This is a genomic window from Streptomyces sp. NBC_01017, assembly GCF_045162795.1.
Classification (GTDB): Bacteria; Actinomycetota; Actinomycetes; order Streptomycetales; family Streptomycetaceae; genus Streptomyces; species Streptomyces machairae.
Genome location: NZ_CP108683.1, coordinates 8513701 through 8540632, shown reverse-complemented (window position 1 = coordinate 8540632; position 26932 = coordinate 8513701). Strand labels below are relative to the sequence as shown.

The 26932-nt window shown below is 70.9% G+C and carries 25 protein-coding genes; 9 read left to right on the top strand and 16 right to left on the bottom strand.

The genetic code is table 11. The features are described 5' to 3' along the window. Positions 1–7: 7 nt before the first annotated feature. The 8 genes from cobT to OG331_RS39170 all read right to left on the bottom strand — a co-directional run bounded on the left by cobT (position 8) and on the right by OG331_RS39170 (position 11110). A complete protein-coding gene (cobT, locus tag OG331_RS39205; protein ID WP_406205701.1) occupies positions 8–4093 on the bottom strand; it encodes a nicotinate-nucleotide--dimethylbenzimidazole phosphoribosyltransferase in 4086 nt (1361 codons plus the stop codon). Between the two features lie 366 nt (positions 4094–4459). Further along, positions 4460–5671, bottom strand: coding sequence for a precorrin-6y C5,15-methyltransferase (decarboxylating) subunit CbiE (gene cbiE / locus OG331_RS39200; RefSeq protein ID WP_406205698.1), 1212 nt, complete (start codon positions 5669–5671; stop codon positions 4460–4462). A gap of 115 nt (positions 5672–5786) precedes the next feature. Beyond that, entirely contained in the window at positions 5787–6419 is a 633-nt protein-coding gene (locus tag OG331_RS39195) for a GNAT family N-acetyltransferase (RefSeq protein ID WP_406205695.1), read from the bottom strand. Between the two features lie 141 nt (positions 6420–6560). After that, positions 6561–7397, bottom strand: coding sequence for a MetQ/NlpA family ABC transporter substrate-binding protein (locus OG331_RS39190; protein WP_406205692.1), 837 nt, complete (start codon positions 7395–7397; stop codon positions 6561–6563). After that, positions 7397–8230, bottom strand: a complete 834-nt coding sequence (locus tag OG331_RS39185) for a MetQ/NlpA family ABC transporter substrate-binding protein (protein ID WP_406205689.1) — start codon at positions 8228–8230, stop codon at positions 7397–7399. The genes OG331_RS39190 and OG331_RS39185 overlap by 1 nt, the downstream gene beginning before the upstream one ends. A gap of 76 nt (positions 8231–8306) precedes the next feature. Then, positions 8307–9032, bottom strand: a complete 726-nt coding sequence (locus OG331_RS39180; RefSeq protein WP_406205686.1) for a methionine ABC transporter permease — start codon at positions 9030–9032, stop codon at positions 8307–8309. Continuing rightward, a complete protein-coding gene (locus tag OG331_RS39175; protein WP_406210601.1) occupies positions 9029–10078 on the bottom strand; it encodes a methionine ABC transporter ATP-binding protein in 1050 nt (349 codons plus the stop codon). The genes OG331_RS39180 and OG331_RS39175 overlap by 4 nt, the downstream gene beginning before the upstream one ends. Before the next feature lie 381 nt (positions 10079–10459). Beyond that, positions 10460–11110 carry an HAD-IA family hydrolase gene (locus OG331_RS39170; protein ID WP_406205683.1) on the bottom strand — a complete coding sequence of 217 codons (651 nt, stop codon included), beginning with the start codon at positions 11108–11110 and terminating at the stop codon, positions 10460–10462. Between the two features lie 156 nt (positions 11111–11266). On the opposite strand from OG331_RS39170, the gene OG331_RS39165 reads away from it, so the two are divergent. Both OG331_RS39165 and OG331_RS39160 read left to right on the top strand, forming a co-directional pair. Next, entirely contained in the window at positions 11267–11626 is a 360-nt protein-coding gene (locus OG331_RS39165; RefSeq protein ID WP_369269913.1) for a hypothetical protein, read from the top strand. Further along, positions 11607–12059 (top strand): hypothetical protein, encoded by a 453-nt coding sequence (locus tag OG331_RS39160; RefSeq protein ID WP_406205680.1) that lies wholly within the window; start codon positions 11607–11609, stop codon positions 12057–12059. The genes OG331_RS39165 and OG331_RS39160 overlap by 20 nt, the downstream gene beginning before the upstream one ends. 34 nt (positions 12060–12093) lie before the next feature. Here the strand turns inward: OG331_RS39160 and OG331_RS39155 are convergent, their stop codons facing one another. The 3 genes from OG331_RS39155 to OG331_RS39145 all read right to left on the bottom strand — a co-directional run bounded on the left by OG331_RS39155 (position 12094) and on the right by OG331_RS39145 (position 14390). Continuing rightward, positions 12094–12591, bottom strand: coding sequence for a GNAT family N-acetyltransferase (locus OG331_RS39155; RefSeq protein WP_406210598.1), 498 nt, complete (start codon positions 12589–12591; stop codon positions 12094–12096). 45 nt (positions 12592–12636) lie between these two features. Beyond that, positions 12637–13146, bottom strand: coding sequence for an RNA polymerase sigma factor (locus tag OG331_RS39150; RefSeq protein WP_406205677.1), 510 nt, complete (start codon positions 13144–13146; stop codon positions 12637–12639). A 74-nt stretch (positions 13147–13220) separates the two neighbouring features. Then, entirely contained in the window at positions 13221–14390 is a 1170-nt protein-coding gene (locus OG331_RS39145) for a glycerophosphodiester phosphodiesterase (RefSeq protein ID WP_406205675.1), read from the bottom strand. 370 nt (positions 14391–14760) lie between these two features. Here OG331_RS39145 and OG331_RS39140 point away from each other — a divergent pair, with 370 nt between their 5' ends. Then, positions 14761–15435, top strand: a complete 675-nt coding sequence (locus tag OG331_RS39140) for a lysophospholipid acyltransferase family protein (RefSeq protein WP_362381384.1) — start codon at positions 14761–14763, stop codon at positions 15433–15435. A gap of 166 nt (positions 15436–15601) precedes the next feature. Here OG331_RS39140 and OG331_RS39135 read toward each other — a convergent pair whose 3' ends face one another. The 4 genes from OG331_RS39135 to argH form a co-directional block, all read right to left on the bottom strand. Continuing rightward, positions 15602–17128, bottom strand: a complete 1527-nt coding sequence (locus OG331_RS39135) for an MFS transporter (RefSeq protein ID WP_406205672.1) — start codon at positions 17126–17128, stop codon at positions 15602–15604. Next, positions 17125–17676, bottom strand: coding sequence for a TetR/AcrR family transcriptional regulator (locus OG331_RS39130; RefSeq protein WP_406205670.1), 552 nt, complete (start codon positions 17674–17676; stop codon positions 17125–17127). The genes OG331_RS39135 and OG331_RS39130 overlap by 4 nt, the downstream gene beginning before the upstream one ends. 80 nt (positions 17677–17756) lie before the next feature. Beyond that, on the bottom strand, positions 17757–18728 hold the full coding sequence (locus OG331_RS39125; RefSeq protein WP_406205667.1) for an aldo/keto reductase: 972 nt from the start codon (positions 18726–18728) through the stop codon (positions 17757–17759). A 184-nt stretch (positions 18729–18912) separates the two neighbouring features. Continuing rightward, positions 18913–20343 carry an argininosuccinate lyase gene (argH, locus tag OG331_RS39120; protein WP_406205664.1) on the bottom strand — a complete coding sequence of 477 codons (1431 nt, stop codon included), beginning with the start codon at positions 20341–20343 and terminating at the stop codon, positions 18913–18915. Between the two features lie 265 nt (positions 20344–20608). Here argH and OG331_RS39115 point away from each other — a divergent pair, with 265 nt between their 5' ends. The 6 genes from OG331_RS39115 (at position 20609) to OG331_RS39090 (ending at position 26330) form a co-directional block, all read left to right on the top strand. Continuing rightward, the gene (locus tag OG331_RS39115) at positions 20609–21541 is read left to right on the top strand and encodes a hypothetical protein (protein WP_406205661.1); all 933 of its coding nucleotides are present in this window, start codon (positions 20609–20611) and stop codon (positions 21539–21541) included. A 117-nt stretch (positions 21542–21658) separates the two neighbouring features. Continuing rightward, on the top strand, positions 21659–22246 hold the full coding sequence (locus OG331_RS39110; protein WP_406205658.1) for a pyridoxamine 5'-phosphate oxidase family protein: 588 nt from the start codon (positions 21659–21661) through the stop codon (positions 22244–22246). Positions 22247–22249: 3 nt separating this feature from the next. Further along, positions 22250–22945, top strand: a complete 696-nt coding sequence (locus OG331_RS39105) for a L,D-transpeptidase (protein WP_406205655.1) — start codon at positions 22250–22252, stop codon at positions 22943–22945. A gap of 96 nt (positions 22946–23041) precedes the next feature. Continuing rightward, on the top strand, positions 23042–24424 hold the full coding sequence (locus OG331_RS39100) for a ferredoxin reductase family protein (protein ID WP_328882818.1): 1383 nt from the start codon (positions 23042–23044) through the stop codon (positions 24422–24424). Positions 24425–24460: 36 nt separating this feature from the next. Then, positions 24461–25534, top strand: a complete 1074-nt coding sequence (locus OG331_RS39095) for an FMN-binding protein (RefSeq protein ID WP_406205652.1) — start codon at positions 24461–24463, stop codon at positions 25532–25534. Between the two features lie 55 nt (positions 25535–25589). Further along, the gene (locus OG331_RS39090) at positions 25590–26330 is read left to right on the top strand and encodes an FAD:protein FMN transferase (RefSeq protein WP_406210595.1); all 741 of its coding nucleotides are present in this window, start codon (positions 25590–25592) and stop codon (positions 26328–26330) included. Between the two features lie 40 nt (positions 26331–26370). On the opposite strand, the gene OG331_RS39085 is transcribed toward OG331_RS39090, so the two are convergent. Beyond that, the gene (locus OG331_RS39085; protein WP_328428916.1) at positions 26371–26925 is read right to left on the bottom strand and encodes an arginine repressor; all 555 of its coding nucleotides are present in this window, start codon (positions 26923–26925) and stop codon (positions 26371–26373) included. Between the last annotated feature and the right edge of the window lie 7 nt (positions 26926–26932).

Sequence of the window (26932 nt, the reverse complement as noted above, 5' to 3'; positions counted from 1 at the left end):
TCCGGAGTCACTTCTCGGTGACGCCCGCCGAGTCGAACGTCGCCACCTCGTGCATGGCCCGTGCCGTGCTCTGGACCAGCGGGAGGGCCAGCAGGGCGCCGGTGCCCTCGCCCAGGCGGAGGTCGAGGTCGACCAGGGGGCGCAGGCCCAGTTTGTTGAGGGCGGCCACGTGGCCGGGCTCCGCGCTGCGGTGGCCGGCGATGCAGGCCGCGAGGACCTCGGGGGCGATGGCGCGGGCGACCAGGGCGGCGGCGCCGGCGCTGACGCCGTCCAGGATCACCGGCGTACGGAGCGACGCGCCGCCCAGCAGGAGGCCGACCAGCGCGGCGTGTTCGAAGCCGCCGATCGCCGCCAGGACGCCGATGGGGTCGGCCGGGTCGGGCTGGTGGACATCGAGGGCGCGGCGGACGACCTCGGTCTTGCGGGCGAGGGTCTCGTCGTTGATGCCGGTGCCGCGGCCGGTGACCTCGGCCGGGTCGGCGCCGGTGTAGACGGAGATCAGGGCGGCCGAGGCGGTCGTGTTGGCGATGCCCATCTCGCCCGTCAGCAGCGCCTTGTTGCCGGCCGCCACCAGGTCGCGGGCCGTCTCGATGCCCACCTCGATGGCCTGCTTGGCCTCCTCGCGGGACATCGCGGGGCCGGTCGTCATGTCGGAGGTGCCCGCGCGGACCTTGCGGGGCAGCAGGCCGGGGGTGGCGGGCAGATCCGCCGCCACGCCGACGTCCACGACGCACACCTCCGCGCCCACCTGGCCCGCGAACGCGTTGCAGACCGCGCCGCCGCCGAGGAAGTTGGCGACCATCTGGGCCGTCACCTCCTGCGGCCAGGGGGTGACGCCCTGGGCGTGGACGCCGTGGTCACCGGCGAAGATCGCGACGGCCGCGGGCTCCGGGATCGGCGGCGGGCACTGCCGCGACAGCCCGGACAGCTGGGCGGAGATGATCTCCAGCATGCCGAGCGCGCCGGCTGGCTTCGTCATGCGCTTCTGCCGCTCCCAGGCCTCGCCGAGCGCCTTGGCGTCCAGCGGGCGGATCTGGGCGACGGTCTCGGCGAGCAGGTCGTGCGGCTCCTCGCCGGGCAGGGCGCGACGGCCGTACGTCTCCTCGTGAACGACCCAGGACAGCGGGCGCCGCTTGGACCAGCCGGCCTGCAGCAGCTCGGGCTCGTCCGGGAACTCGTCGACATACCCGACGCACAGGTAGGCGATGACCTCCAGGTGCTCGGGCAGGCCGAGGGCGCGGACCATCTCGCGCTCGTCGAAGAAGCTGACCCAGCCGACGCCGAGGCCCTCGGCGCGCGCGGCGAGCCAGAGGTTCTCGACCGCGAGCGCGGCGGAGTACGGCGCCATCTGCGGCTGGGTGTGCCGGCCGAGGGTGTGGCGGCCGCCGCGGGTCGGGTCGGCGGTGACGACGATGTTCACCGGGGTGTCGAGGATGGCCTCGATCTTCAGTTCCTTGAACTGCTTCGCCCGGCCCTTGGGCAGCGACTTGGCGTACGCCTCACGCTGGCGCATGGCGAGCTCGTGCATGGTCCGGCGGGTGTCGGCCGAGCGGATGACGACGAAGTCCCAGGGCTGGGAGTGACCGACGGAGGGCGCGGTGTGGGCGGCCTCCAGGACCCGGAGCAGCACCTCGTGCGGGATGGGGTCGCTGCGGAAGCCGTTGCGGATGTCGCGCCGCTCGCGCATGACCTTGAGGACGGCCTCGCGTTCGGCGTCGTCGTAGGCGGGCGCGGCCGGGCCGGTGGGCTGCGGTGCTTCTTCCACGGACGCCGTGCTCTCTTCTCCGGGGTCTTCCTGGTCGGCGGCCCGGGTGTCCAGGTCCTCCGCGAGTTGTACGAGTTCGGGGTCTCCGTCGCGGGGTGCCGGAACGGCGGCGACGGGAGCCGGTGCCTCCTGAGTGGGGAGGACGATCGGCTGCGGCGGGGTCGGGGCGAGGTGCGGGGTGGTGGGCACCGAGCCCTCGACCGGGACGAACTGGCCCAGCGGCTGGTCGGGCGCGGGCTCCTGGGCGATACCGGCCGGGACGAAGGCCGGGGCCTCCCCCTCGCCGGACGCCGTGGGCTCCAGGGGTGACTGTGCCGGGTGCTCGGTGCCCTGCGCGGGCTGGACGGCCACGGACCGCAGCTGCGGGCCGGCGGGCTCGGCGACGAAGGGCTCGGGCGCCTCGGCCGGGTCGGGCTGGGCGGCGGCCGGTTGCGGGACGGCGGCCGGTTGCTGGGCGGCTTCGGCTTCGGCTTCGGCTTCGGCGGAGACTGCGGCCAGTGGCTGCGGGGCCACGGCGGGCTCGGCGGTGACGTCCGGGGCCTGCTGGGCGTCCGGGAACTGTGCCGCGGGGGCCGCGACGGCCGCCGGGTCCGCCACGGGGACTTCACCGTCGACGGCGCGCGCGGTCACGGCGACCGCCTGTGCTTCGGCTTCGACGTCGGGCAGAGCGGCGTGCTGTGGCGGCTGCTGCTGGAACGCCTGCTCGGCGTCCGCGAGTTGCGGGGCCGGGTCCGGGGTTACGGCGGCGGAGGCGTCGTCGGTGGGCACGGTCACGGCGTCCGTGGGCTGCACGAACGGCGCGAGGTGCTCGGCCGACGCGGGCTCGGCTTGCTGCGCCGTGTCGAGCGCGGCCGCGGCCGGGACGGCGTCCGGGGCCGGCTGCGGGTCCACGGGGGCGGCGGCCTCGGGGGCCTCGGGGGCCTGCGGTGCGTCCGGGAACTGGCCGGCTTCCGGGAACTGGGCCGCCTCGGGTGTTGCGGGCTCGACAACCTGAGCGGGGGCCTCGGGCGCGGGAGCGTCGAGAAGCGGGGCCGCTTCCGGAGCGGGGGCCTCCGGGACCTGGACAGCTTCAGGGGCAGGGACGCCGGGGATCGGGGCGCCTTCAGGAGCCGGCGCCTCGGGAGGCAGCGCAGCCTCAGGGACCGTCCGCTCGGGCAGCGGCGCGGCTTCAGGAGCCGCCTGCTCAGGAAGCTGCACGGCCTCAGGAGCCGCCTGCTCAGGAAGCTGCACGGCCTCAGGAGCCGCCTGCTCAGGAAGCTGCACGGCTTCAGCCGCGGGCATCTCCGAACCGTGCCCGGCGTCAGCAACCGGCGCCTCGGCAAGCTGAGCGACCCCGTCCACGGCCGCATCGGCAGCGAGGTCCGCCTGCGCCTGCCCGGCACCCGCGTCGGCCTCGCTCACCGGGACATCCTCAGCAGCGGTATCAAGCGCAACCGCAGGAGCTGCGACCTCATCGGCACCGGAATCGGCCGCGTCCACCACAGCGACGCCGGCGTCCGAAACCACGGCCACAACCTGGTCGGCCTCGGGAACGGGAGCAGCCGCGACCTCATCGGAGCCAGGAGCAAACGCTGCCCCCGCCACCTCATCGGCGGCCTGCGCGACGCCCTCTCCCGCAACCGAGCCCGGCTCGGCAGCCGACGCGGCATCGTCGCCCGACGGCTCCTGGGTGGCGGACACGCCCTCCTGCGGAGCAGGCGCGCCGGCCTCGGCCACTTGAACGGCACCCGCTTCGGCGCCGCCCTCCATGGCCACCTGCACCGCAGCCGCCTGCTGTCCGGCCGGAACAACCGTTTCGGCAGCCGGCACCTCGGTGCTCACCGGTGCGGGGGCCTGGGCGGCCGTGCCCCAGGCGGATGCCGGCTGCGGGGCCGACGCCTCGTGGTGCTGCGGGGCGTCCAGGTACTCGGGGCCGGGCTGGCGGGCGGGGGCGGCGACGGCGCCGCGGTCGGCAAGGGAGCGGACCGGGCTGGCGGAGGCGTCGGGGATGAGCGGGCCGAGGTGCAGGGGGCGCCGGGGGGTGATCGGCGGAATCGGTGCCGAAGGGGCCGGCAGACGGACGGCGCTGAGGTCGACCGAACCGCTGTCGCGGCCGGACATCTCGTGCGCACCCGGCTCGTGCATGGCCTCGACGACCGGCTCCGGCGTGGGCGGGACGACCTCGGTGCCCCAGGCGCCCTGCGAGCCGGGCAGCAGCAGGTCTTCGTCCTCAGCAGTCGTCTCGGAGAGGTAGGTGTACGTACCGTGCGCCGCGGGGGCGCCCGGCTGCTCCACCATGCCTGCGCTCTCCGGCAGTCCCTCGCCCGGGACCTGGCCGGTGTCGGTCATGCGTACCCCTCGCCCATCGGTTAGTGCTTCCACGACCAGCTCACCGGGGACGGCGCACCGACCGCCCCCGTAGTGAAGAACGAGCGTGCGTGCCCAGCGGCACGAGCGACCCGCCCAAAAAGGCGACAAAGCCACTGAGTGGCATTGTCGTGGCCGTTCGACCGTCGCGACAGGCTGATCCGCGACAGGCCGCTGTGGACTGCGCCACGTTGCGCGTCCTCCGGTTTCGCCGTACCACACCCACCCCAAATGGGGAGCGTTTTTCCGGACATTGACCGACGAAGTGCCGGGCGGCCGAGTGCAGTACAACGATCGGCCAGCCTACCGCGCGCGGTACGACAACCGGATCACGGGGAGGGCCCGCGATTACCCTGCGCGGTCGTTCAGTACCCCGCTGAGCAGGAACGCGACCGTGCGCTCCCGCTCCGTCCAGGCACGTGTGTCCAGTTGCACGGACTGCAGGAGGGCGCACTCCACGTCGTAGCCGTGCTGGGTGAGGTCGCGGCCGATGAGTTCGGCTTCGTCGCGGGTCGCGGCGTGGGTGACGATGCGCTGCGGGCGCCGGTCGGCGACGGCGGAGACGACGGCCGCTCCCCCGCCTCCGACGCGGACGACGTCCGGTTCGGGGAGGTTCTCCAGCACGTGCGGGGCCCTGCCGTGGACGATCTGGAGCTGGACCCCGAAGCCGCGGGCGTTGGCTTCGGTGCGCTCGCAGGCCCGCGGGTCGCGGTCGACTGCGATGACGGCGGCGCCCGCCCTGGCCGCCTCGGCGGCGAAGGCGCCGCTGCCGCAGCCGATGTCCCACACCAGGTCGCCGACGCGGGGGCCGAGCCGGACGAGTTGGGCCGAGCGGAGCGGTTCCAGCTCGCCCTCGCCCATGAGACCGCCGTAGGCCTCGGCGGGCAGCGTCCAGCCGCGCGGCGCGGCAAAGGAGTCACGGCCGGCGATCCACCCGCCGCCCTCCGTGGCGGCCACCTTGCCGCCGATGACGATCACTACGTTCGGGTCCCGCCAGGTGTGGTCGGCGGCCTTGTCGGAGGTGACGACGGTGACCTGTTCACCTTCGGTGCCCAGTTCCTCGCAGATGACGAAGGTGCGGTGGACGCCTTCGAGGAGGAGGCCGAGTTCGGCGGGGCCCGCGCCGGGTGAGGTGAGGACGGCGACCTTGGTGTGGGCGCGGCACACATTGACCGCGCGGCGCAGGGTGCGGGGATGTGCGACGACCACCTGTGCGTCGTCCCAGGGCATGCCCGCCCGGGCGAAGGCGGCGGCGACGGAGGAGACCGCGGGGACGACCTCGACCTCCAGGCCGAACTCGGGCGCGCGCAGGGTCCGTACGACTCCGAAGAAGCCGGGGTCGCCGTCGGCGAACACGACCGCGGTGCCGCGGTGGCCTGCGATCCGGCGGGCGGCGAGGGCGACGCTGCCGAGGCGGATGCGCTCTGCGGCGGGCGGCACCGCGGGGAGCGCCAGGTGGTGGGCGGCACCGGCCACCAGCGTGGCGGCGCCCAGGGCGGAGCGTGCCGCGGCGGTCAGCGGCGAGCCGTCCCAGCCGATCACCGTGACGCGGTCGGCCATCGTCGTCTCTCTCCAGGGTTTGCGCAGGTCGTCGTCGGACAGCCCGAGGGGCAGGCTCCGTGAGGGTACCTGGTCGCGGCGCGGGCACCCCGGGTGCCCGTGGGTTCGCTACCCGTCAGTTCCAGTCACCGAACGAGGTGAAACCGTCGGCCGGCTGATCGCCGACGCCTTCGAGGTCCTCGGGCAGCAGGCTCCAGATGATGAGGTCCGTGCGGACGTCGATCCACTCGCCGCTGTCGGTCCTGGCGCGCGCTATCCAGGCGCCGCGCAGCACGCCCTCGCTGATACAGCCGATCTTCTGCGCCACCTGCTGGGAGGCGGTGTTGTCGGCGGCGGTGCGCAGTTCCAGCCGTTCGAACTTCTGGTCCTGGAAGAGCCACTGCGCGGTGGCCAGGGCTGCCTCGGAGGCGTAGCCCTCGCCGCGGGCCCAGGGCGCGACGACGTAGGAGATCTCGCTGGAGCGGACACGCCAGTCGGTGTGCTGGAGGCGGACGATGCCGACGAGACGCTGGGTGAGGAACTCGGAGACGGCGAAGACGATGCCGTGTCCCTCGGTGCGTTCGGCGGGGGCGAGTTCGGTGATCCAGGCGCGGGCGTCGGCCTCGGTGTAGGGCTGCGGCACGGAGGTCCAGGCGGTGACCAGTTCGTCGTTCATCATCTCCGTGAACGACTCGGTGTCCAGGTCTTCGAAGGGCCGCAGCACCAACCGCTCCGTGCTGATGGAGATGTTGGGGAAGGTGCTAGTCATGCGCCACTCCGTAACCTTCGGAAACCTGCAGGGCCTGCTGAACTGCCCAGCATGCAGCATGAAAGCACTGAACTGCACCACGGGGTCCACACCAGGTGAAGGAGTGGACCCCGTGCGTGGCGATACGCCGTATACGCCCCGTCAGCCGGAAGTGACCGGCAGGACCGAGCCCTTGTACTTGTCCTCGATGAACTTCTTCACGTCGGACGAGGCGAGGAGCTTCGCGAGCTTCTCGACCCGGGGGTCGTCCTCGTTGCCCTTCTTCACGGCCAGGAGGTTGGCGTAGGGGTTGTCCTTCGCCGACTCCAGGAGGATGGCGTCCTCGGTGGGGCTGAGGCCGGCGTCCTGCGCGTAGTTGTTGTTGATCACCGCCACGGCCACGTCGTCGAGCGAGCGGGGCAGTTGGGCGGGTTCCAGCTCCTGGAACTTCAGGTGCCGGGGGTTGGCGGCGATGTCCGCCGGGGACGCGTCCGTGCCCGCGCCCTTCTTGAGCGTGATGACGCCCTTGGAGGCGAGCAGCTTCAGGGCGCGGCCCTCGTTGGTGGTGTCGTTCGGCACGGCGACGGTGGCTCCGTCGGCGAGCTTCGTGACGTCGGTGACCTTGTTCGAGTAGACGCCCATGGGCGGCAGATAGGCCTTGACCACGGGGACCAGGTCGGTCCCCTTGGACTTGTTGAACTCGTCCAGGTAGGGCTCGTTCTGGTAGAGGTTCGCGTCCAGCGAGCCTTCCTGGAGGGCGGTGTTCGGCAGGACGTAGTCCGTGAACTCCCTGATCTCCAGCTTCAGCCCGGCCTTCGCGGCGAGATCGTCCTTGACGTACGTCAGGACCTCGCCGGCCGGGACGGCGGTGGCGCCGACGACCAGGGTGTCGTCGTCACCACCGCCGGAGCCCGAGCCACAGGCGGTGAGGCCGAGGGAGAGTGCGCCCGCGAGCGCAGCCGTGAGCAGTACGGGGCGTCGGCGCTTCACGATGCTCATCAGAAGGCCGCGACGACCGCGCCGTCGTACTTGTCCTCGATGAACTTCTTCACCTCGGGCGAGGTGAGGAGCTTCGCGAGCTTCTGCACGCGCGGGTCGTCCTCGTTCCCCTTCTTCACCGCGAGGAAGTTGCCGTACGGGTTGTCCTCGGGCGACTCGGCGGCGATGGCGTCGTCGGCCGGGCTGAGGTCGGCCTCCAGCGCATAGTTGCCGTTGATGACGGCGGCGTCGACGTCGCCGAGGGAGCGCGGCAGCTGGGCGGCCTCCAGCTCCTTGAAGTTCAGGTTCTTGGGGTTGGAGGCGACGTCCTTGGGGGTCGCGTCGTAGCCGACGTCCGACTTCAGCTTGATGACGCCGTTGGCTTCCAGCAGCTTGAGCGCGCGGGCCTCGTTGGTGGTGTCGTTCGGCAGGGCGACCGTGGCGCCCTTCTTGAGGTCCGTGAGCTTCTTGACGCCCTGGGAGTACACGCCGAGCGGCTCCAGGTGCACGGTGGCGTTCGGCACGGCGACGACGTCGGTGCCGTTCTTCTTGTTGAAGTCGTCCAGGTACGGCTGGTGCTGGAAGTAGTTGGCGTCGACCTCACCCTGCTGGACGGCCGTGTTCGGCGTCACGTAGTCGGTGAACTCCCGGACCTCGAGCTCGAGGCCCGCCTTCTTCGCGAGGTTGTCCTTGATGTAGGTGAGGATCTCGCCCTGCGGGGTCGGCGTGGCCGCGACCTTCAGCGGGGCGCTCGCGTCGGAGCCGGAGTCCTTGTCCGAGCCACAGGCGGAGAGCCCGAGGGTGAGGGCTCCGGCGGCGAGGACAGCAGTGGTGATCTTGGCGGTGTTACGCACGAAAAGTGCCTTTCCTTATGGGTGGTGCGACCCCGACTTGGGTTTCGGGGGGTTCTGGGTGCCCGTCCGGGAGGGTTCAGACGGTCTTGCTCGTGGCCGTGGAGGCCTTGAGCAGGCGGAGTTTGGGCGCCGCGCCCGAGTGGCCGCCCCGGTGGTGCAGGGAGCGGGCGGCGTAGTCGCCGGCGAACTGGATGAGGGAGATGACGACGGCGAGGACCGCGACGGTCAGCCACATCAGTTCGGTCTCGAAGCGCTGGTAGCCGTAGCGGATGGCGATGTCGCCGAGGCCGCCGGCGCCGACCGTGCCGGCCATGGCCGAGTAGCCGATGAGGGCGACGATCGTGGTCGTGGTGCTGGCGATGAGGGACGGCAGCGACTCGGGTACGAGGACCTTGCGGACGACGGTCCAGGTGTTGCCGCCCATCGACTGCACGGCCTCGACGAGCCCGCCGTCCACTTCGCGGACAGCCGTCTCAACAAGGCGGGCGAAGAAGGGGATCGCACCGATCGCGAGCGGCACGATGGCGGCCTCGCGGCCGATGGTCGTGCCGGTGATCGAGCGCGTGAAGCCCATCAGCGCGACCATCAGGATGATGAACGGCATCGAGCGGGCGACGTTCACGATCTGCCCGATGACCTTGTTGGCGAGGACGTTCTGCAGCAGGCCGCCCTTGTCGGTGAGGACGAGGAGGATGCCGAGCGGGAGGCCGCCGACGACCGCGATGAGGGTGGACCAGCCGACCATGTAGAGGGTGTCCCAACACGCCTGCTCCAGCAGGGGCTGCATCTCGGACCAGGTCACTTGGCACCTTCCTTCACCAGCGCGGAGACGGGCTCCCGGGCCTCTTGGCCGACGACGTCGATCTGCAGGCCCTGTTCGCGCAGGAAGCCGATCGGCACGACGTTGTCCTCGTAGCGGCCGGGCAGCTCGATGCGCATCCGGCCGACCTGGAGGCCGCCGACGGTGTCGATGGCGGCGCCGAGGATCGAGATGTCGATGTTGTAGGTGCGCGAGAGCTGCGAGATGACCGGCTGGGTGGCGGCCTCGCCCTGGAAGGTCACGTCGACGACGGTGCGGTCGTCGGCGGAAGCCTCGCCGCCCACCGGGAAGAGCGCGGAGGCCAGTTCGGAGCCGGGGGTCGCGAGCAGCTCGCTGACCGTGCCGGACTCCACGACGCGGCCGTTCTCCATGAGCGCGGCCGAGTCGCAGATCGACTTCACGACGTCCATTTCGTGGGTGATGAGCAGGACGGTCAGGCCCAGCTGCCGGTTCAGGTCGCGCAGCAGCTGGAGGATGGAGCGGGTGGTCTCCGGGTCGAGGGCGCTGGTGGCCTCGTCGGAGAGCAGCACCTTGGGGTCGCCGGCCAATGCGCGGGCGATGCCGACGCGCTGCTTCTGGCCGCCGGAGAGCTGGGCGGGGTAGGCCTTGGCCTTGTCGGCGAGGCCCACCAGGTCGAGCAGTTCGAGTGCCTTGCGGGAGCGGTCCTTGCCGGACGTGCCGAGGATTTCGAGCGGCAGCTCGACGTTGTCCTGGACCGTCCGCGAGGACAGCAGGTTGAAGTGCTGGAAGACCATGCCGATACGGCTGCGCGCCCGGCGCAGCTCCCGGCCGGCCCGGGGACCGCGTCCCGCCAGGGCCGTGAGGTCCTGCCCGGCGACGGACACCGTGCCGGCGGTGGGGCGCTCCAGCAGGTTGATGCAGCGGATGAGGGAGGACTTGCCGGCGCCGGACTGGCCGATGACGCCGTAGACCTCGCCTTCGCGGACGTGCAGGTCGACGCCGTCGAGGGCGGTGACCTCACGGCCGCGCGAGCGATAGACCTTGGTCAGGCCCGAGGTGGTGATCACAGGGTTTCCGTCACTGTCGAGTGCACGGCGCATCGTGGGCACCGAACACGGGGCATTCGTGGTCGAAGGCGGCCGGAGCGCAGCACGATTTCCCGCGAACGCGGTGGAACCGGGGGCAGACGTGTGCGTGGGGCGCGGCTCAGTCACGTACGTGGGGCGTACGGGCGGACATGAGCGGGCTCTCGCTTCGGGGCGCGAGGCTCAGATGGTGCAGGGGCCCTCTAGAAGGCGCACATTCGACACATACAACGAGCACCGGGCGCAAGGGTCGCCTCGGTCGCAAGGGTGCGGCAGCTCGTCGTGGTCATGCGATCAGTAAACCAGACGTACGGTCCTTACCGACCGCCGCTGTCCGCATTCTGGACAGCGGCGGGACAGCTCTCAGGCGCGTACGGAGATCTCGACGCCGGCGTCGGTGACCAGGGCGGACAGGGCCGACAGGTCCTTCACCACGTAGTCGGCGTCGAGCTCGTGGGCCTGGTGGGTTGTGGTGAACGCCACGGTGGTCATTCCGGCGGCACGACCGGCCGCCAGACCGGCGGGGGCGTCCTCGAAGACGACGCAGTGCGCGGGGTCGACGCCCAGCTGCCGGGCGGCGAGGAGGTAGGGCTCGGGGTCGGGCTTGCCGCGCGTGATGTCGTCGGCGGCGATCAGGGTCTTGGGCAGGATGCCGACGGCGTCGAGGCGGGCCTCGGCGAGGCGCCGGGTGGCGGAGGTAACGACGGCCCAGCGGTCGGCGGGCAGCGAGTCGAGGAAGTCCTTGGTGCCGGGCAGCAGGTGCACGCCGCCGTTGGGCACGTCCTCCACCTCCAGCGTCTCGATCCGCGCGAGGGCCTCCGGCACGATGTCGGCGGGCAGCAGGTCGGCGGCTATCTCCACGGCCGGCCGCCCGTGCAGCTCGATCCGCCCGAACGCCTCGGCCGTGATCCCGTACTCACCGGCCCACCGCGCCCAGCAGCGGTCCACGGAATCGAGGGAGGAGACCAGGGTGCCGTCGTTGTCGAACAGGAGGGCGCGTGCGTGGATCGTCATGGTCCAGACCCTACGGGGCCGCCGGAGCCTGCCGGTCACGGCCTCGGGCGTCGATCAGCACGCGACCGGCGCCGGCCGACCGACCGAAGCCGGGCGCCGGAGTCGGGCGCCGGGGCCGGGCGCATCAGGCCTTTTGGACCGTAATAGGCTCGCCACATGTTTGATGCCCTGACGCTGGTGACCGGTGTCGCCGCGCTGCTGCTCGCCGCGTGGTGCGGTTGGGCGGCGTACCGCGATCAGCCGACCAAGGACTGGCACTTCATCGGCATGGCCGTGGTGACGGTCCTGGCTCTGGTGCAGCTGGTGATCGGGATCGTGCTGCTGGCACGGGGCGAGAAGCCGGAGCAGGGCACGACGATCTTCGTGGCGTATCTGCTGGGCTCGTTCGCGTGCATTCCGGCCGCCGGGTTCATGTCGCTGGCCGAGCGGAGCAAGTGGGGTTCGGTGACGGTCGCCGCGGGCGGCGTGGTGCTGGCCGTGCTCGAGGTGCGGCTGTATGACATCTGGGGAGGCTGAGGTGGCCGTGACACAGGAGAAGCCCGGCAGGGCACGGCTGATCAGCGGGCCCGGAATCGTGCTGGTGTGGCTGTACGGCGTGATGGTGGTCGGCGCCGTGTCGCGCTCGGCGTACCAGATCGCGACCGAGTTCGACCGGGCGCCGCTCGCGTATGCGCTGTCGGCGGTGGCGGGCGTGGTGTACGGCTTCATCACGTACACGCTCGTACGCGGCGGCGAGACAGCTCGCAAAGCAGCGCTGGTGTGCTGCGTCGCGGAGTTGGTGGGAGTGCTGACGGTCGGCACCTGGACGTTGGTCGAGCCGTCGGCCTTCCCCGACGCGACCGTGTGGTCGGACTTCGGCATGGGGTACGTCTTCATCCCCGTACTGCTGCCGTTGTCGGCGATCTACTGGCTCCGCAAGGCACGTGCACAGCAGGGGGATGCCGCCTGAGGTCGTCAGGCGGCTGCCTGCCCGTCGTAACCGGTCACGCCGTTGTTGCGTACGCGCCTGCCTGCTTCTCCAGGACGACCATCGGAACGCCGTCGGCGCCCTTCGACGTGCCCACCGCCTCGTAGCCCACCTTGCGGTACAGGCGCAGGTTGCCCTCGCTGCGGTGGCCGGCCTCCAGGCGGAACCGCTTGGCGCCGCGCTGTTCGGTCAGGGCGGCTTCCGCGGCGCGCAGGAGGCGGGCGCCGATGCCGTGGCCCTGGAGTCGGGGGTGGACGCAGAGCTTGCCGATGGCCGCCGCGCCGTCCTCGGTGACGCTGCCGCGGACGGAGCCGACCACCTCCTCGCCGAGCCGTGCCACGAAGACACAGTCCGCGGCGACCTCCGCCCGGACCGAGTCCAGTGTTTGGACGAGCGGGTCGATGCGGTAGTTGCCGTACAGCGCCGCCTCGCTCTGGAAGCACAGGTACTGCAGCCTGAAGATCTGCTCCGCGTCCTGCTCGGTCGCCGCCGAGATGGTCACGCTCATGCCCATGTGCGCACGCCTCCCGCTCACCTGATCACCTGTCGTCCCTCACTCCTATCCCCGCGCTCCGCGGGCCGCAACCTCCGGCGTGAGCATTCGACGCAGACATCCCAGGCATCTGGAACGTTCCGGGCCGAGACTGCCCTGTGAGATACCCAACTCCCCCGCGATTTCCCGGTATGTCAGGTCGTCCGGGGAGAGCAGGGCCTCGACGAGGCGGGGGCAGCGGCCGGGGAGACGGCGCACCGCTTCGCGCAGGGCGCGGCGGCGGGCGGCCGCGAGGGCCAGGTGTTCGGGGTCGTGACGGTCGCTGTCGGCGGCGGGCTCCTGCTCGTACGGCCGTTCACGGCGGGTCGTACGGCGGCTTCGGCGGGCTTCGGAGCGGACCGCCCTGCGCAGCCAGCCCGGCGGGTCCGCGGGCGGGCCGTCGGAGTCGAGGCGTTCCAGGAGGCGGAGCCAGACCGCCTGTTCCAGGTCGCCCGGCTCCGCTCCGGAGGCGGGTGCCTCGGCTGAGGCCTCCGCGAGGAGCAGCGGGCGCAGGGCGGCAACCAGGTCGTCCGTCATATGCGGCACGACGCGGCCGCCCGGGCATGGGGTTGCCCGGGCGGCCGCCAGTCACCCCAACCGGGGCGCGGGTCTCAGTCGTTGACGAAGTCCTTGCGGGCCAGCAGGCCCGTGTCCGGGTTGTCGGTGAAGACACCGTCGATGCCGGTCGCGAAGTACGTCTTGTAGGCGCCGAAGACGTCACCGTAGGCGTCCGCGTCGGTGCCCTTGCGGAAGCTGGTCGGCAGGAAGGGGTTCTCGTTGCGCATCGTGTAGGGGTGCAGGATCAGCCCGACCTTGTGTGCGTCGGCGACCAGCGTCGTGGGCTGGGTGAGGTTGCCGTTCGCGTCCTTCGGGATGACCAGGTCCAGGGTGGGGCCGATGCCCTGGGCGTAGGAGGCGATCTCCCTGAGGCCGGCCGGCTTGACCAGGTCGGCGACCGTGCGCGGGTCGCCCGTCTCGACGAAGTCCCAGGGCCGGGTGGTCGCGCCGGAGAGCAGGACCACCAGCGGGTTGTCGACGAGCTTGTTCAGCCGCTGGATGCCGGTCGGCTCGAAGGACTGGAGGATGACGGGCGAGTTCCGCCGGTCCTTGCCGTACTTGTGGAGCACCTTGGCGACCCGCTCCTCCAGAGCGAGGCCCTGCTTGCGGAAGTAGGTGGGGTGCTTGAGCTCGGGGTAGATCCAGACCTGCTTGCCGCGCTTACGGCTCTGCTCGTCCTGCCACCGCAGGACCTCTTCGAAGGTGGGGATCTCCCAGCGGCCGTTGTAGAGGGTGTTGTGCGGGCGGTTGGCCGGGATGCGCTCGGTCGCACGCAGCGTCTTCAGCTCGGCGAGCGTGAAGTCCTCGGTGAACCAGCCGGTGGTGGCGACGCCGTCGAGGGACTTGGTCTTCTTGCGGTCGGCGAACTCGGGATGGTCCGCGACATCGGTCGTGCCGCCGATTTCCGGCTCGTGCCGGCAGACGAGGTGGCCGTCCTTGGTGGGCACCAGGTCGCCGGCCTCGACGATGTCGGCGCCCATGTCGAGGGCCAGCTGGTAGGAGCCGAGGGTGTGCTCGGGCCGGTAGCCGCTGGCGCCGCGGTGTCCGATGATCGTCGGCTTGGGCAGGTTCTTCAGGCCGCCGCCCGAGCCGCCGTGCCGTGCCTCGCCCGCTCGCGCCGTACCGGACAGCCCGAGGACCGCTCCGCCCGCGCCGAGCACAGCCGCGCCGAGAAGCATCCGCCGTCCGGTGACGACCGTGTGCTCGTTCTCCTGGGTTCCCATGAGGGCCCTCCTGACCGTCCGCCCATTTCAGTGCGGGGTGATCGTAGGTGCGTGTCCATGACGGATGGGAGACCTTCGGCGGAACTCGCGGGTGATGCTGAATGTCGTACCGGAATGGTGAGGTGACGGCCCGTCGGAATGCCTACGGCCGTACGGGGAACGTGTCGGACAGGCCCTCGGGGCGATGTCCGTCACATCATGGCGAACGCGTTACGTGCCGTTCTCGACGCGCCACCGCAGGTAAACGTGCGTCAACAGTGCGTAAGGCGTAGGTGAAGTCGGCCCACCCGATGTGCGGGACCCGGGGAACCGCGAGTATCGTCCTCACCTGCACAGACTTATACCGAATCCCTTGACACCGGAGGGCCCGTTGTCCCGCTTCGCGCTCATCAAGGCAGTGCTCGGACCGATCATGCGCCTGATGTTCCGCCCACAGGTGGAGGGCGCGGAGCACATCCCGGGCGACGGTCCGGTCATCCTGGCCGGCAACCACCTCACGTTCATCGACTCGATGATTCTGCCGCTGGTCTGCGACCGACAGGTCCTCTTCATCGGCAAGGACGAGTACGTCACCGGCAAGGGCCTCAAGGGCCGGCTGATGGCGTGGTTCTTCACCGGCGTCGGCATGATCCCCGTCGACCGTGACGGCGGCCGCGGCGGTGTGGCCGCGCTGATGACCGGGCGCCGGATCCTGGAGGAGGGCAACGTCTTCGGGATCTACCCCGAGGGCACGCGGTCTCCCGACGGGCGGCTGTACCGGGGCCGTACCGGCATCGCACGCCTGACGCTCATGACCGGGGCGCCGGTCGTTCCGTTCGCGATGATCGGCACGGACAAGATCCAGCCGGGTGGGGCGGGGATGCCCCGGCCGCGGAAGGTCACGGTTCGCTTCGGCGAGGCGATGGAGTTCTCGCGGTACGAGGGGATGGACCGGGACCGGTATGTGCTGCGCGCGGTGACCGACTCCGTGATGGCGGAGGTCATGCGGCTGTCCGGACAGGAGTACGTGGACATGTACGCGAGCAAGGCCAAAGAGGCGGCGTAGCTCCGCTGGTTCGGCGGCCCGGAGGTCCGGGGGCCGCGGGTTGCTCTCGGGTGCGGGTCCGATGCAGCTGATCGCGCCCGCGCGGCGGAGCCGCACAACGGACACGGCCCCGCCCCTTGTCCCCGCGCCCCTGAAAGGACGCGGGGAGGGCGGGTCGCTCAAGGCCTCAGGCGGTGTTGTCCAGCCGCTGGCCGCGCAGGAGGAACCACGCTGCCACCGCCGCCGCGAGCAGTACGGCCGCTCCGACTCCCGCCGCGAGGGCGAGACCGTCGACGAAGGAACTGCGAGCTGCGTCCAGCATCGCCTCGGAGGTCTGGGCCGGCATTCCCGCCGCGGCTTCCACCGCGCCACCCAGTGACTCATGCGCCTCCGTCGGAGTGCCCGCCGGGCCCGTGAAGTCCCGGTAGACGCCCGTCACGATCGAGCCCAGCACCGCGATACCCAGAGCGGCACCCAGCTCGTACGCCGTCTCCGACACCGCCGACGCCGCGCCCGCCTGCTCCTTCGGCACGCTGGAGAGGATCACGTCCGACGTCACCGTGAAGGAGAAGCCGGCGCCGACGCCGACCACCAGCAGGGCGGCGCCCAGCAGGGGGTAGCCGGTCGAGCGGTCGATGACCGTGAGCACGGCCAGGGCGAGGCCGATGGCCGCGAGGCCGCCGGAGACGACGGCCCGTACCGAGTAACGGCGGGCCGCGCGACCGGCGATCAGGCCGGCGACGACCGCGCCGATCGCGGCGGGCAGCTCGGCAAGGCCCGCCTCGAACGGGCCCCTGCCCTGCACGAGTTGCAGGAACTGGGAGAGGAAGAACACCAGGCCGGACAGGCCGAGGATGGTCAGCAGGTCGGCCAGCACCGCGCCGCTGAAGCCGCGGTGACGGAACAGCCGCATGTCCAGCAGCGGGATCGGCAGGGTGAGCTGGCGGCGTACGAAGCCGTACAGTGCTGCGGCACCCAGCAGGCCCGCGGCGACCATGACCCAGGTGAAGCCGACCGCGGCCGCCTCCTTGACGGCGTACACGACACCGATCATGCCGACGAGGGACAGCACGACGCTGATCATGTCCCAGGGACCGGGGTTCGGGTTGCGGGACTCGGGGAGCAGCTTGATGCCGACGACCACGAGGACCGCCATCACGGGCAGGTTGATCAGGAAGACCGAGCCCCACCAGAAGTGTTCGAGCAGGAAGCCACCGACGATCGGGCCGACGGCCGTACCGGCGGAGGCGGTCGCGCCCCAGATGCCGATGGCGAGGCTGCGTTCGCGCGGGTCGTGGAAGAGGTTGCGGATCAGGGCGAGCGTGGCCGGCATCAGGGTGGCGCCCGCGACACCGAGCAGGGCCCGGGCGACGATCATCATCTCCGGGGTCGTCGCGTAGGCGTTGAGCACGGACACCGCGCCGAACGCCGTGGCGCCGACGAGCAGGATCCGCTTGCGGCCTATGCGGTCGCCGAGGCTGCCCATCGACACCAGCAGACCGGCGATGACGAAGGAGTAGACGTCGCCTATCCACAGGAGCTGGGTGCCGGAGGGCTTCAGGTCCTCGCTGATGTAGGGGGTCGCGAGGCCGAGGACGGTCGCGTCCACGGCCACCAGCAGCACGGCGAGGACGAGGACGGACAGCGCGAGCCAACGGCCGGGGCGCTTGGTCACCGCCTCGGTCGTGGTCGCCGACTGCAGGGTGCTGGTCATGATTCCTCTCTTCTGAGCGCGCCGCCGAGCAACAGCTCGACGATCATGTGGTGGAAGTCGTTGGCCGCGACCTTGCCGCTCTGCACGACCCAGGCGCCGGACGCGAGCAGCCCGAACAGAGCCTCGGTGAGCCAGGTGGGCGTGAGGTCGATCCGGAACTCGCCGTTGTCCTGTCCGCGCCGGAACAGCGCGGCGATCCGGGCGTCGATCCGGGACCAGCCCTCGTCCACCTCCTCGCCCTCGAACAGCTGGTTCTCGGTGTAGAGGAAGGCGAGGAGGCCCGCGACGGGCTCGATCCCGCGGACGAGACGTCGTACGGCGTCACTCGCCGCCCCCTCGTCCAGCCGCGCCGAGTCCACCACGGCCTCGCACTCCGCGATGCCGAGCGACTCCAGCGCCCGCACGAGCGCGTCCCGCCCGGCGAACTGCCGGTGCAGTGTGGCGCGGCTGATCCCGGCGGCCTTGGCGACCTCGTCCATGGTCGCGGTGGATTTATGGGTCAGCAGTGCGGCGGCACTGCGGAGTACGTGGTCACGATCGACGGCCATGAGACAACGATAACCCATCTGAGACATCATTGTCTCATTCAAGGCATGCGAAGCTCACGGTTGATGGCGCTCAGGGTGTCTCAGTGCCAGGGCAGCTGCCCGCGCCGCTCCCAGTACGCGCCGGGCTCCTCCACCAGCGCGGCGAGCTTCTCCAGCTGCCCCTCGTCGAGATCGACGACGGCGGCATGCAGGTTGGACGCGAGCTGTACGGTCGTCGCGGCGCCGGAGAGGACCACGCCGGCCCAGGGTCGGCGCAGGATCAGCGCGAGGGCGACGGCGTCACACCCGAGGGACGTCTCCTCGGCCACGGCCTTCAGAGCGTCCGGCGCGTACGGGTCGGCGAGCCGCCCGTTGGCCATGCCCTCCTTGACGATCACCGTGAGCCCGGCGTCGTGGGCCTCGGCGAGGGCGGGTTCGGCCGAGGTCTCCAGGGCGTTGTACGTCGACTGGACGGTACGGAAGAGGGGCTCGCCGTCGACCGTCACGGCGAGGGCGGCGCGGATCGCCTCGGCCTGGGCGGGGCCACTGGTGGAGAAGCCGATGGTGAGGCCGGCGGCGGCTGCCTCGGCGAGCCTGGCGTGCAGGTCCTTGTCGGTGAGGGCGGGGCTGTCCGGGGTCACCGAGTGGATCTGGTAGAGGTCGAGCCGGTCGCCGAGCAGGTCGTCGGTCTCGGCGCGCTGACGTTCGTACGTCTGAAGGCCGTGGTCCTTGACCTCGTGCTTCTCGGCGTCGGTGGTCCAGTCGGCGGTGTAGGTGTAGCCCCACTTGCTGCCTACGACGATGTCGTCGAGGTCGGGGCGGGCCTTCAGCCAGTCGGCCAGAAACTCCTCGGAACGGCCGTAGGAGCGGGCTGCGTCGAAGTAGCGGACGCCCTGGGCGTAGGCGGCGTTCAGGAGTTCGTGGGTGCGGGTGCGCAGCGCTTCGGGGCTGCGGTGCTCTCCGAGGTCTTCGTCGCGGCCGAGGTTGATGTAGCCGGGGCGGCCGACGGCGGCGAGGCCCAGTCCGATGTGGCAGGTGGGGGTTGTTGCTGTGGCCAGTCGGGCGAAGGGCATCGCGGGCTCCGTCGGTCGGGTCCGGTACGGCGTTCCGACCAACGTAACCCGTGATGACCTTCGACTGACGCCTCAGAGCTCGGTTCGTGCGGTGCTTTGGCGGGCGCGGGACCGTCGTGGCTTGTCGCGCCCGCGCGGCGAAGCCGCAAATCGATACAGCCCCGCGCCCCTTGAGGGCGTTGCTCTAGCGCTTCTTGGCGGTCGCCCACTCGTGCTGGGCCGCCACGTCCTGCTTCACCTCGGCCAGCTGGACCGCCACCGCGCTCGGGGCGGTACCCCCACGGCCGTTCCTGGAAGCCAGGGCACCCGGCACGTTCAGCACCGAGCGCACCTGAGGCGTGAGGTGGGCGGAGATCTTCGCGAACTGTTCGTCCGTCAGGTCGGCCAGTTCCTTGTTCTCGGCCTCGGCCACCTTGACGCACTCGCCGGCGACCTCGTGGGCGACGCGGAAGGGGACGCCCTGCTTGACCAGCCACTCGGCGATGTCGGTGGCGAGGGAGAAGCCGGCCGGGGCCAGTTCCTCCATGCGCTCACGGTTGACGGTGAGGGTGGCCATCATGCCGGTGAAGGCGGGGAGCAGGACCTCCAGCTGGTCGCAGGAGTCGAAGACGGGCTCCTTGTCCTCCTGGAGGTCACGGTTGTAGGCGAGGGGCAGGGCCTTGAGCGTGGCCAGCAGACCCGTCAGGTTGCCGATCAGGCGGCCGCTCTTGCCGCGCGCCAGCTCCGCGATGTCCGGGTTCTTCTTCTGCGGCATGATCGACGAGCCCGTGGAGAACGCGTCGTGCAGGGTCACGAAGGAGAACTCCTTCGTGTTCCAGATGATGATCTCCTCGGCGATCCGGGAGAGGTTCACGCCGATCATCGCGGTGATGAAGGCGAACTCGGCGACGAAGTCACGGGAGGCCGTGCCGTCGATGGAGTTGGCGGCGGACCCGTGCTCGAAGCCGAGGTCCTTCGCCACCGCCTCCGGGTCCAGTCCGAGGGACGAGCCCGCAAGGGCGCCCGAGCCGTACGGCGAGACGGCCGTCCGCTCGTCCCACTGGCGAAGCCGCTCGGCGTCCCGGGACAGGGACTGGACGTGGGCCAGGACGTGGTGGGCGAAGAGCACGGGCTGGGCGTGCTGGAGGTGGGTGCGGCCGGGCATCGCCACGTCCGGGTGGGCCTCGGCGAGGCCGATCAGGGCGTCCTGGAGGTCGGCGATCAGGCCGCCGACGATGCGGGCGTGGTCGCGCAGGTACATCCGGAACAACGTCGCCACCTGGTCGTTCCTCGACCGACCGGCCCGCAGCTTGCCGCCGAGGTCCGGGCCGAGGCGCTCCAGCAGCCCGCGCTCCAGGGCGGTGTGGACGTCCTCGTCGGCGATCGTGCCCACGAAGGAGCCGTCGGCGACGTCCGCCTCCAGCTGGTCCAGCCCGGCGATCATCCGGGTCAGCTCGTCCTGCGTGAGCAGCCCCGCCTTGTGCAGCACGCGCGCGTGGGCACGCGAACCGGCGATGTCGTACGGCGCCAGCCGCCAGTCGAAGTGGACGGATGCGGACAGCTTGGCCAGTGCCTCGGCGGGACCGTCGGCGAAACGGCCGCCCCAGAGCCGGACGTCACCGCTGTTGCTGCTCACTTGCGTTGCTCCTAGGGAGGGTTGGTCGGCGTTGCGCCGGTCGACGTCAGGCTATGCCCGCGACGGACGCTGAGCGGGAATGCTCGACGACAAGCTGTTGCATGAGTATGCAGAGCTCTGCATGATTCGTCAATCTCGGTCGGCGGGGGCGGAAATTCTTGAGCTCCCCTTGAACGCTAGAAACCGCTTACCCGTACCTCTCGCCGAACGCAGGCGCCGCGTTTGTAAAGAAGAAGACACCCCCGAACCCGAGTGAGGCATCCGCATGTCCAGGGCCCTTCCGAAGTACAACAAGCGTCGCGTCGCGTTCGTCGGCGGTGCCGCCGCGGTGGCGCTGTCCGGCACGGTGATCGCCGGTTTCGCCCTGGCAGGGGAGACGACATCGCCCTCGAAGAGCGCCGGCACGAACGCCCGGACGCTGGCCGGCCCCGGCACCATCTCGTGCCCGGACGTGACCGGCGAGCTGCCCGCGATCCCGGCCTCCGCGCAGGCCGAGGTCGACCGCAACCTCGCCCAGCTCCGGACCCAGATCCAGGAAGCCGACCAGCGCCTCGTCGACACCGTCGGCCAAGGCGGACCCAACTTCGTCCAGAACGCCATCCTCGGCCCCCTGGAGGACAAGCGCGTCGCCGCCCTCAACCGCATCGAAACCTCCATCGGCCGCGCCGCCGCAAAGCCGGAAGGACTGGAGGCATTCGCCGCCTGCACGCTCAACGCCGAGGGCGGTGCGGGCGCAGGCGAGGAGGCCGGTGCGGAAGCGGGAGCCGGTGCGGGCGCGCAGGACGGTGCCGGTGACGAGGCCGCGGCCACCCCGGGCGGCGGGGCCACCGAGGAGGCCGGCGGTGCGGCGGGCGAGGACGCCGGTGACGCCGCGGGTGAGGCGGGCGACGCGGGGGACGCCGGCGTCGGCACGATCAGCTGCCCGGACGTGACCGGCGAGCTACCTGCGATCCCGGCCTCCGCGCAGGCCGAGGTAGACCGCAACCTCGCCCAGCTCCGGACCCAGATCCAGGAAGCCGACCAGCGCCTCGTCGACACCGTCGGCCAAGGCGGACCCAACTTCGTCCAGAACGCCATCCTCGGCCCCCTGGAGGACAAGCGCGTCGCCGCCCTCAACCGCATCGAAACCTCCATCGGCCGCGCCGCCGCAAAGCCGGAAGGACTGGAGGCATTCGCCGCCTGCACGCTCTCCCAGTGACGTGACAGGCAGCCATGGCCGCCCCGTTGGCACGCCGGCCGGGGCGGCCATGGTGACTCCACATGGACCAGGCAATTCCTTAGACAGGCGAACGATCCGGGTCCATACTCGGTTGACGTGGGAAAAACTTACGAACGCATAGACGGCAGGCTGCGGACGTTCATCGAGGAGCAGCCCCTCTTCTTCACCGCGACCGCTCCCCTGTCCGCCGACGGCACGGTCAACCTCTCCCCCAAGGGCCTCAAGGGTTCCTTCGCGATCCTCAACGAACTGACCGTCGCCTACCTCGATTTCGCCGGCTCCAACGCCGAGACCGTCGCGCATCTTCGGGAGAACGGCCGGATCACGCTGATGTGGTGCGCCTTCCAGGGCCCTCCGAACATCGTCCGCGTCCACGGCCGCGGTGAGGCCGTCTTCCGCGACGACCCGCGGTTCAAGGAGCTGCTCGGGCACTTTCCCGACATCGACCCGTCCCTGCACGGGCTGCGCGCGATCATCGTGGTCCGGGCCGACGTCATCCGCGACTCCTGCGGGTACGCGGTGCCCCTGATGACGTACGACGAGGACCGCGACCTGCACGGCAAGCGGTTCGCGCGCGAGGACGACGACTCGCTGAGCGCGTACTTCAGCAAGAAGGACTACATCGCGACCAGCCTGGATGGCCTACCCGGGCTGCCGTTGCCGCTCCCGCCCTCTAGCGTCTGAGGCATGCGCCCCGGTGTCGTAGCCCTCGCGTCCCTTCTCGTACTCGGTGCCGCACCCGGCGCCACAACGCCCGAGCCGCTGCCCGCACGCATGGCCGACACCGGGGGCGGCACCCAGCTGATCACCGCTGTGGCGCCGCGGAAGGGCTCGACGTCGGGCACGGTCACCTGGTGGGACCGGGTCGGCGGGACGTGGGTGAAGGCCGGTTCGGCGCCCGCCCGTTTCGGGGCGAAGGGCCTCGTCGAGGGGACCCGGCGCAAGCAGAGCACGAACACGACACCGACCGGGCTGTACGGGCTGCCGTACGCCTTCGGCATCAAGGCGGCGCCGCGCGGCACTGCGTACAAGTACCGCCGTGTGCACCAGGACTCCTGGTGGTGCCAGGACAGCGACTCCCGCGCCTACAACCGCTGGAGCGAGCCGCTGGCACGGGACTGCCGTGCCGCCGAGTCCGAGCACCTGGTCTCCTACGGCGCCCTGTACGCCCACGCACTCGTCATCGCCTTCAACTACGAGCGCCCCGTGAAGGGCCGCGGCGCCGGCATCTTCCTCCATGTGAAGGGGCGTACGGCGACGGCCGGTTGTGTGTCGGTGTCCGAGGGGGCCATGAGACGGATCCTCAAGTGGGCGGATCCGGGACGGAAGCCGCACATCGCGATCGGGACGGCGGGCGGGGCCACGGCAATCACCCGTTACTGAGCAAGCAGCACTGAACACACGGACCTCCCCGCACGTACCTCAGGGCCAAGGGACCACGCCCATCTCCACCCCCTTGCTCCCGTCCCCGGAGGAACCGTGACCACCACGCTCGCAGGCGGCCGTGCCGCTCGCCGCCAGACGATGCGCCGCATCCGCCCGCGCCGCTCCCCGGCCGTTCCGCTGGTGATCGCCCTATGGGCGGGCGCGGCGGCGGTGCTGTGGTTGTGGTGGGACAACACGCCGTCCCTCGCGGACAACACAGCCAAGATCATCGCCGCGGGCCGGATCACCGGCCTGCTCGCCGGCTACCTGATGGCGCTCGTGGTGCTCCAGATGGCCCGGGTGCCCGCGCTGGAGCGACGGGTGGGCTCGGACCGGGTCGCGCGCTGGCACGCGATGAGCGGGCGGTACACCATCTGCCTGGTCATCGCGCACGTCTTCCTCATCATGTGGGGGTACGCGCTCCAGGCCGGCAAGACGCTCGGCGATGTCGTCCAGCAGACGATCGACTCGGTCAACACGCTGCCGGACATGGGCAAGGCGGCCATCGGCACGGGGCTGCTGTTCTTCATCGCCTTCATCTCGATCGGGGGCATCCGCCGCCGCATCCCGTACGACACCTGGTACCACGTGCACCTGCTGACGTACGCGGCCGTGTACCTGACGTTCTGGCACCAGATCTCCACCGGCAACGAGTTCGCCGTCGAGCCCGCCGCGAAGACCTTCTGGTACGGGCTGTACGGCGTGGTCACCGCGCTGGTGGTCTGGTACCGGATCCTCACGCCGATCCGCCTCAACCTGCGGCACCGGATGTATGTCGAGGCGGTCATCGAGGAGACGCCGGGCATCGTGTCCGTGCTGATCGGCGGGCGCAAGCTGCACCGGATCGGGGCGGAGGCCGGGCAGTTCTTCCGCTGGCGGTTCAAGGCGCCGGGCATGCGGTTCAGCTCCCACCCGTACTCGCTGTCGGCGGCGCCCCGCCCCGACATGCTGCGGATCACGGTCAAGGCGATCGGCGACCACACGTCGCGGCTGCGCGACCTGAAGCCCGGCACCAAGGTGTGGGCCGAGGGGCCGTACGGCGCGCTGACCGCCCAGCGGCGCAGCCGCGGCAAGGTGCTGCTGGTCGCCGGCGGGGTCGGCATCACGCCGATGCGGGCCCTGTTCGAGACGCTGCCGGGCGCGTCCGGCGACATCACCCTGCTCTACCGGGCCAACAGCACCCAGGACCTGGCGCTGTGGGACGAGCTCTCCAAGATCGCCGACGAGCGCGGTGCCCGGCTGATGTACGCGGTCAACAGCCCGGACGGGGAGCGGCCCGACATCTCGGCGGAGCGGTTGCAGCAGAAGCTGCCCGACATCGACAAGCACGACGTGTTCATGTGCGGGCCGGCCGGCTTCGCGCAGTCCGTCTACGAAGCACTACGCGGCGCGGGTGTGCCCGCCCGCCGCATCCATCACGAGTCGTTCGAGATGTGAGCGACGGGACTTCCAACTTCAGGAGCTGTAGGAGCGATGAGGAAGAGTCACCCGATCCGCCGCGTTGTGCTGGCAGGCGCCGCCACCGTGTCCGGGATCGTGCTGCTGCTGTCGCTGAAGCCGGCGACCGACCCGGGCTCCGCGCAGGCGGCGGGCGTCGGCGCACCGCCGGCGGCCTCGGCCCAGGGCGGCGCCCAGGCGGCGTCCGGCACGGTCACCGGTGACGCGGCGCAGACCCAGTACGGCGCCGTGCAGGTGCGGCTGACCGTGGCCAACGGAAAGATCACCAAGGCCGAGGCGGTCCAGGCCCCCAAGGGCGGCCAGAGCGACCAGATCACCGCGAACGCCGTACCCAAGCTCAACCAGGCGGTGGTCACCGCCCAGAGCGCGAACGTCGACGCCGTGTCCGGGGCGACGTACACCAGCAACGGCTACAAGAAGTCCGTCCAGTCGGCGATCGACAAGGCGAACGCGAGCGCCGGCTCCCAGGGCTCGGGAGGCTCCGCCCAGGCCGCCACCGTCACCGGCGACGCCGTCCAGACCCAGTACGGCGCGGTCCAGGTCCGCGTCACCGTCGCCGGCGGAAAGATCGCCAAGGCCGAAGCGGTCCAGGCACCCAAGGGCGGCCAGAGCGACCAGGTCACCGCCAACGCCGTACCCAAACTCAACCAAGCCGCCGTAGCCACCGGAACCGCCGACATCGACGCCGTCTCCGGAGCCACCTACACCAGCAACGGCTACAAGGAATCCCTCCAGTCGGCTCTGGACAAGGCGAAGGCGAGCGCGGGTTCGTCACAGGGCTCCGGCTCCCAGGGTTCGGGCGGCGGCGCCGCTCAGGCCCGCACGGTCACCGGCAGCGTCTCCCAGACCCAGTACGGCGCGGTCCAGGTCCGTGTCACCGTCGCCGGCGGAAAGATCACCAAGGCCGAAGCGGTCCAGGCACCCAAGGGCGGCCAGAGCGACCAGGTCACCGCCAACGCCGTACCCAAACTCAACCAAGCCGCCGTAGCCACCGGAACCGCCGACATCGACGCCGTCTCCGGAGCCACCTACACCAGCAACGGCTACAAGGAATCCCTCCAGTCGGCTCTGGATCAGGCCGGTGGCTGACACGGTGGCGGAACCGGCAGAAGCTCCCGCCGCGGTGCGTCATGCGGAGGAGGTCATGGGGACGGTCTTCTCCTTCGACGTCCGCGGCGGGGACCCCGGTGCCGTGCAGGCGGCGCTGGGAGAGGCGGTCGCGGGGCTGCACCGGGTCGACGAGGTGTTCAGCACCTACCGCGACGACAGCCAGATCTCCCGGCTGGCACGCGGTGAGCTGGCCGTCGAGGAGTGCGATCCGGAGGTCGCCGCGGTGCTGGAGCTGGGCGCCGAGGCGGAGCGGCTCAGCGAGGGCTGGTTCAGCACGAAGTACGAGGGCCGCCTCGACCCGACCGGCATCGTCAAGGGCTGGTCCGCCGAACGCGCGGCCCGCCGCCTCGCGGACGTCCCCGGTGTGACCGGCGTCAGCCTCAACGGCGGCGGCGACGTCCAACTGTTGGGTGTGCCGGGCCCCCAGCGCCCCTGGCGGGTGGGCGTCTCCGACCCCCTGCGCCCCGGCGGCCTCGCGGCAGTCATCTCCGCCGCCGGCGCGTCCGAACTGGCGGTCGCCACCTCCGGCACGGCAGAACGGGGCGACCACATCGTCGACCCCCGCACGGGCCGCTCAGCGGTGACGGACCTGGTGGCGGTGACGGTGGTGGCACCCAGTCTGACCTGGGCGGACTGCTGGGCGACGGCGGCTTTCGCGATGGGGTCGCGGCAGGGCCTGCGCTGGCTGGAGTCGCTGCCCGACGTGGAGGCCCTGCTGATCACGGCAGGCGACGAGGTGAGATGCACAGGCGGCCTGGCATCTCGACTCGGGTAAGTCGAGATGCCAGGGGGCGTGTGGAACCCACCGCCCCCGCTCAGTGGCCGTTCTGAGCCAGCCTCAGCAAGTGATCGGCCAGGGCCTGACCCCCGGTAGGGTTCCGGCTGATCAGCAGCAACGTATCGTCACCGGCGATCGTCCCCAGGATGTCCTGCAGCTCGGCCTGATCGATGGCCGAGGCCAGAAATTGCGCGGCCCCCGGAGGGGTACGCAGGACCACGAGATTCGCAGAGGCCTCCGCGGAGATGAGCAGCTCCTGCGACAACCGCCGCATCCGCTCCTCCTTCGCCGACTCCCCGAGCGGCGCCCGAGGAGTACGGAAGCCGCCCTCGCTCGGCACCGCGTAGATCAGGTCACCGTCGTTGTTGCGGATCTTCACCGCGTTGAGCTCGTCCAGATCCCGGGAGAGCGTCGCCTGGGTGACGCTCAGCCCGTCGTCCGACAGCAGCTTCGCCAGCTGACTCTGCGAGCGCACGGGCTGCCGGTTGAGGATGTCCACGATCCGGCGGTGGCGTGCGGTGCGGGTCTGCGGCACGGCCGGCCCGACGGCCCCGTTCGCCTCGTTGTGCCCGTGGTCCTGCGCCTGACTCATCGTCGTC

Coding starts and splice junctions, on each gene's coding strand:
- cobT (WP_406205701.1), bottom strand. CDS start 4,093: ATGACCGACACCGGCCAGGTCCCGGGCGAGGGACTGCCGGAGAGCGCA.
- cbiE (WP_406205698.1), bottom strand. CDS start 5,671: ATGGCCGACCGCGTCACGGTGATCGGCTGGGACGGCTCGCCGCTGACC.
- OG331_RS39195 (WP_406205695.1), bottom strand. CDS start 6,419: ATGACTAGCACCTTCCCCAACATCTCCATCAGCACGGAGCGGTTGGTG.
- OG331_RS39190 (WP_406205692.1), bottom strand. CDS start 7,397: ATGAGCATCGTGAAGCGCCGACGCCCCGTACTGCTCACGGCTGCGCTC.
- OG331_RS39170 (WP_406205683.1), bottom strand. CDS start 11,110: ATGACGATCCACGCACGCGCCCTCCTGTTCGACAACGACGGCACCCTG.
- OG331_RS39165 (WP_369269913.1), top strand. CDS start 11,267: ATGTTTGATGCCCTGACGCTGGTGACCGGTGTCGCCGCGCTGCTGCTC.
- OG331_RS39160 (WP_406205680.1), top strand. CDS start 11,607: ATGACATCTGGGGAGGCTGAGGTGGCCGTGACACAGGAGAAGCCCGGC.
- OG331_RS39155 (WP_406210598.1), bottom strand. CDS start 12,591: ATGGGCATGAGCGTGACCATCTCGGCGGCGACCGAGCAGGACGCGGAG.
- OG331_RS39150 (WP_406205677.1), bottom strand. CDS start 13,146: ATGACGGACGACCTGGTTGCCGCCCTGCGCCCGCTGCTCCTCGCGGAG.
- OG331_RS39145 (WP_406205675.1), bottom strand. CDS start 14,390: ATGGGAACCCAGGAGAACGAGCACACGGTCGTCACCGGACGGCGGATG.
- OG331_RS39135 (WP_406205672.1), bottom strand. CDS start 17,128: ATGACCAGCACCCTGCAGTCGGCGACCACGACCGAGGCGGTGACCAAG.
- OG331_RS39130 (WP_406205670.1), bottom strand. CDS start 17,676: ATGGCCGTCGATCGTGACCACGTACTCCGCAGTGCCGCCGCACTGCTG.
- OG331_RS39125 (WP_406205667.1), bottom strand. CDS start 18,728: ATGCCCTTCGCCCGACTGGCCACAGCAACAACCCCCACCTGCCACATC.
- OG331_RS39115 (WP_406205661.1), top strand. CDS start 20,609: ATGTCCAGGGCCCTTCCGAAGTACAACAAGCGTCGCGTCGCGTTCGTC.
- OG331_RS39105 (WP_406205655.1), top strand. CDS start 22,250: ATGCGCCCCGGTGTCGTAGCCCTCGCGTCCCTTCTCGTACTCGGTGCC.
- OG331_RS39095 (WP_406205652.1), top strand. CDS start 24,461: ATGAGGAAGAGTCACCCGATCCGCCGCGTTGTGCTGGCAGGCGCCGCC.
- OG331_RS39090 (WP_406210595.1), top strand. CDS start 25,590: ATGGGGACGGTCTTCTCCTTCGACGTCCGCGGCGGGGACCCCGGTGCC.
- OG331_RS39085 (WP_328428916.1), bottom strand. CDS start 26,925: ATGAGTCAGGCGCAGGACCACGGGCACAACGAGGCGAACGGGGCCGTC.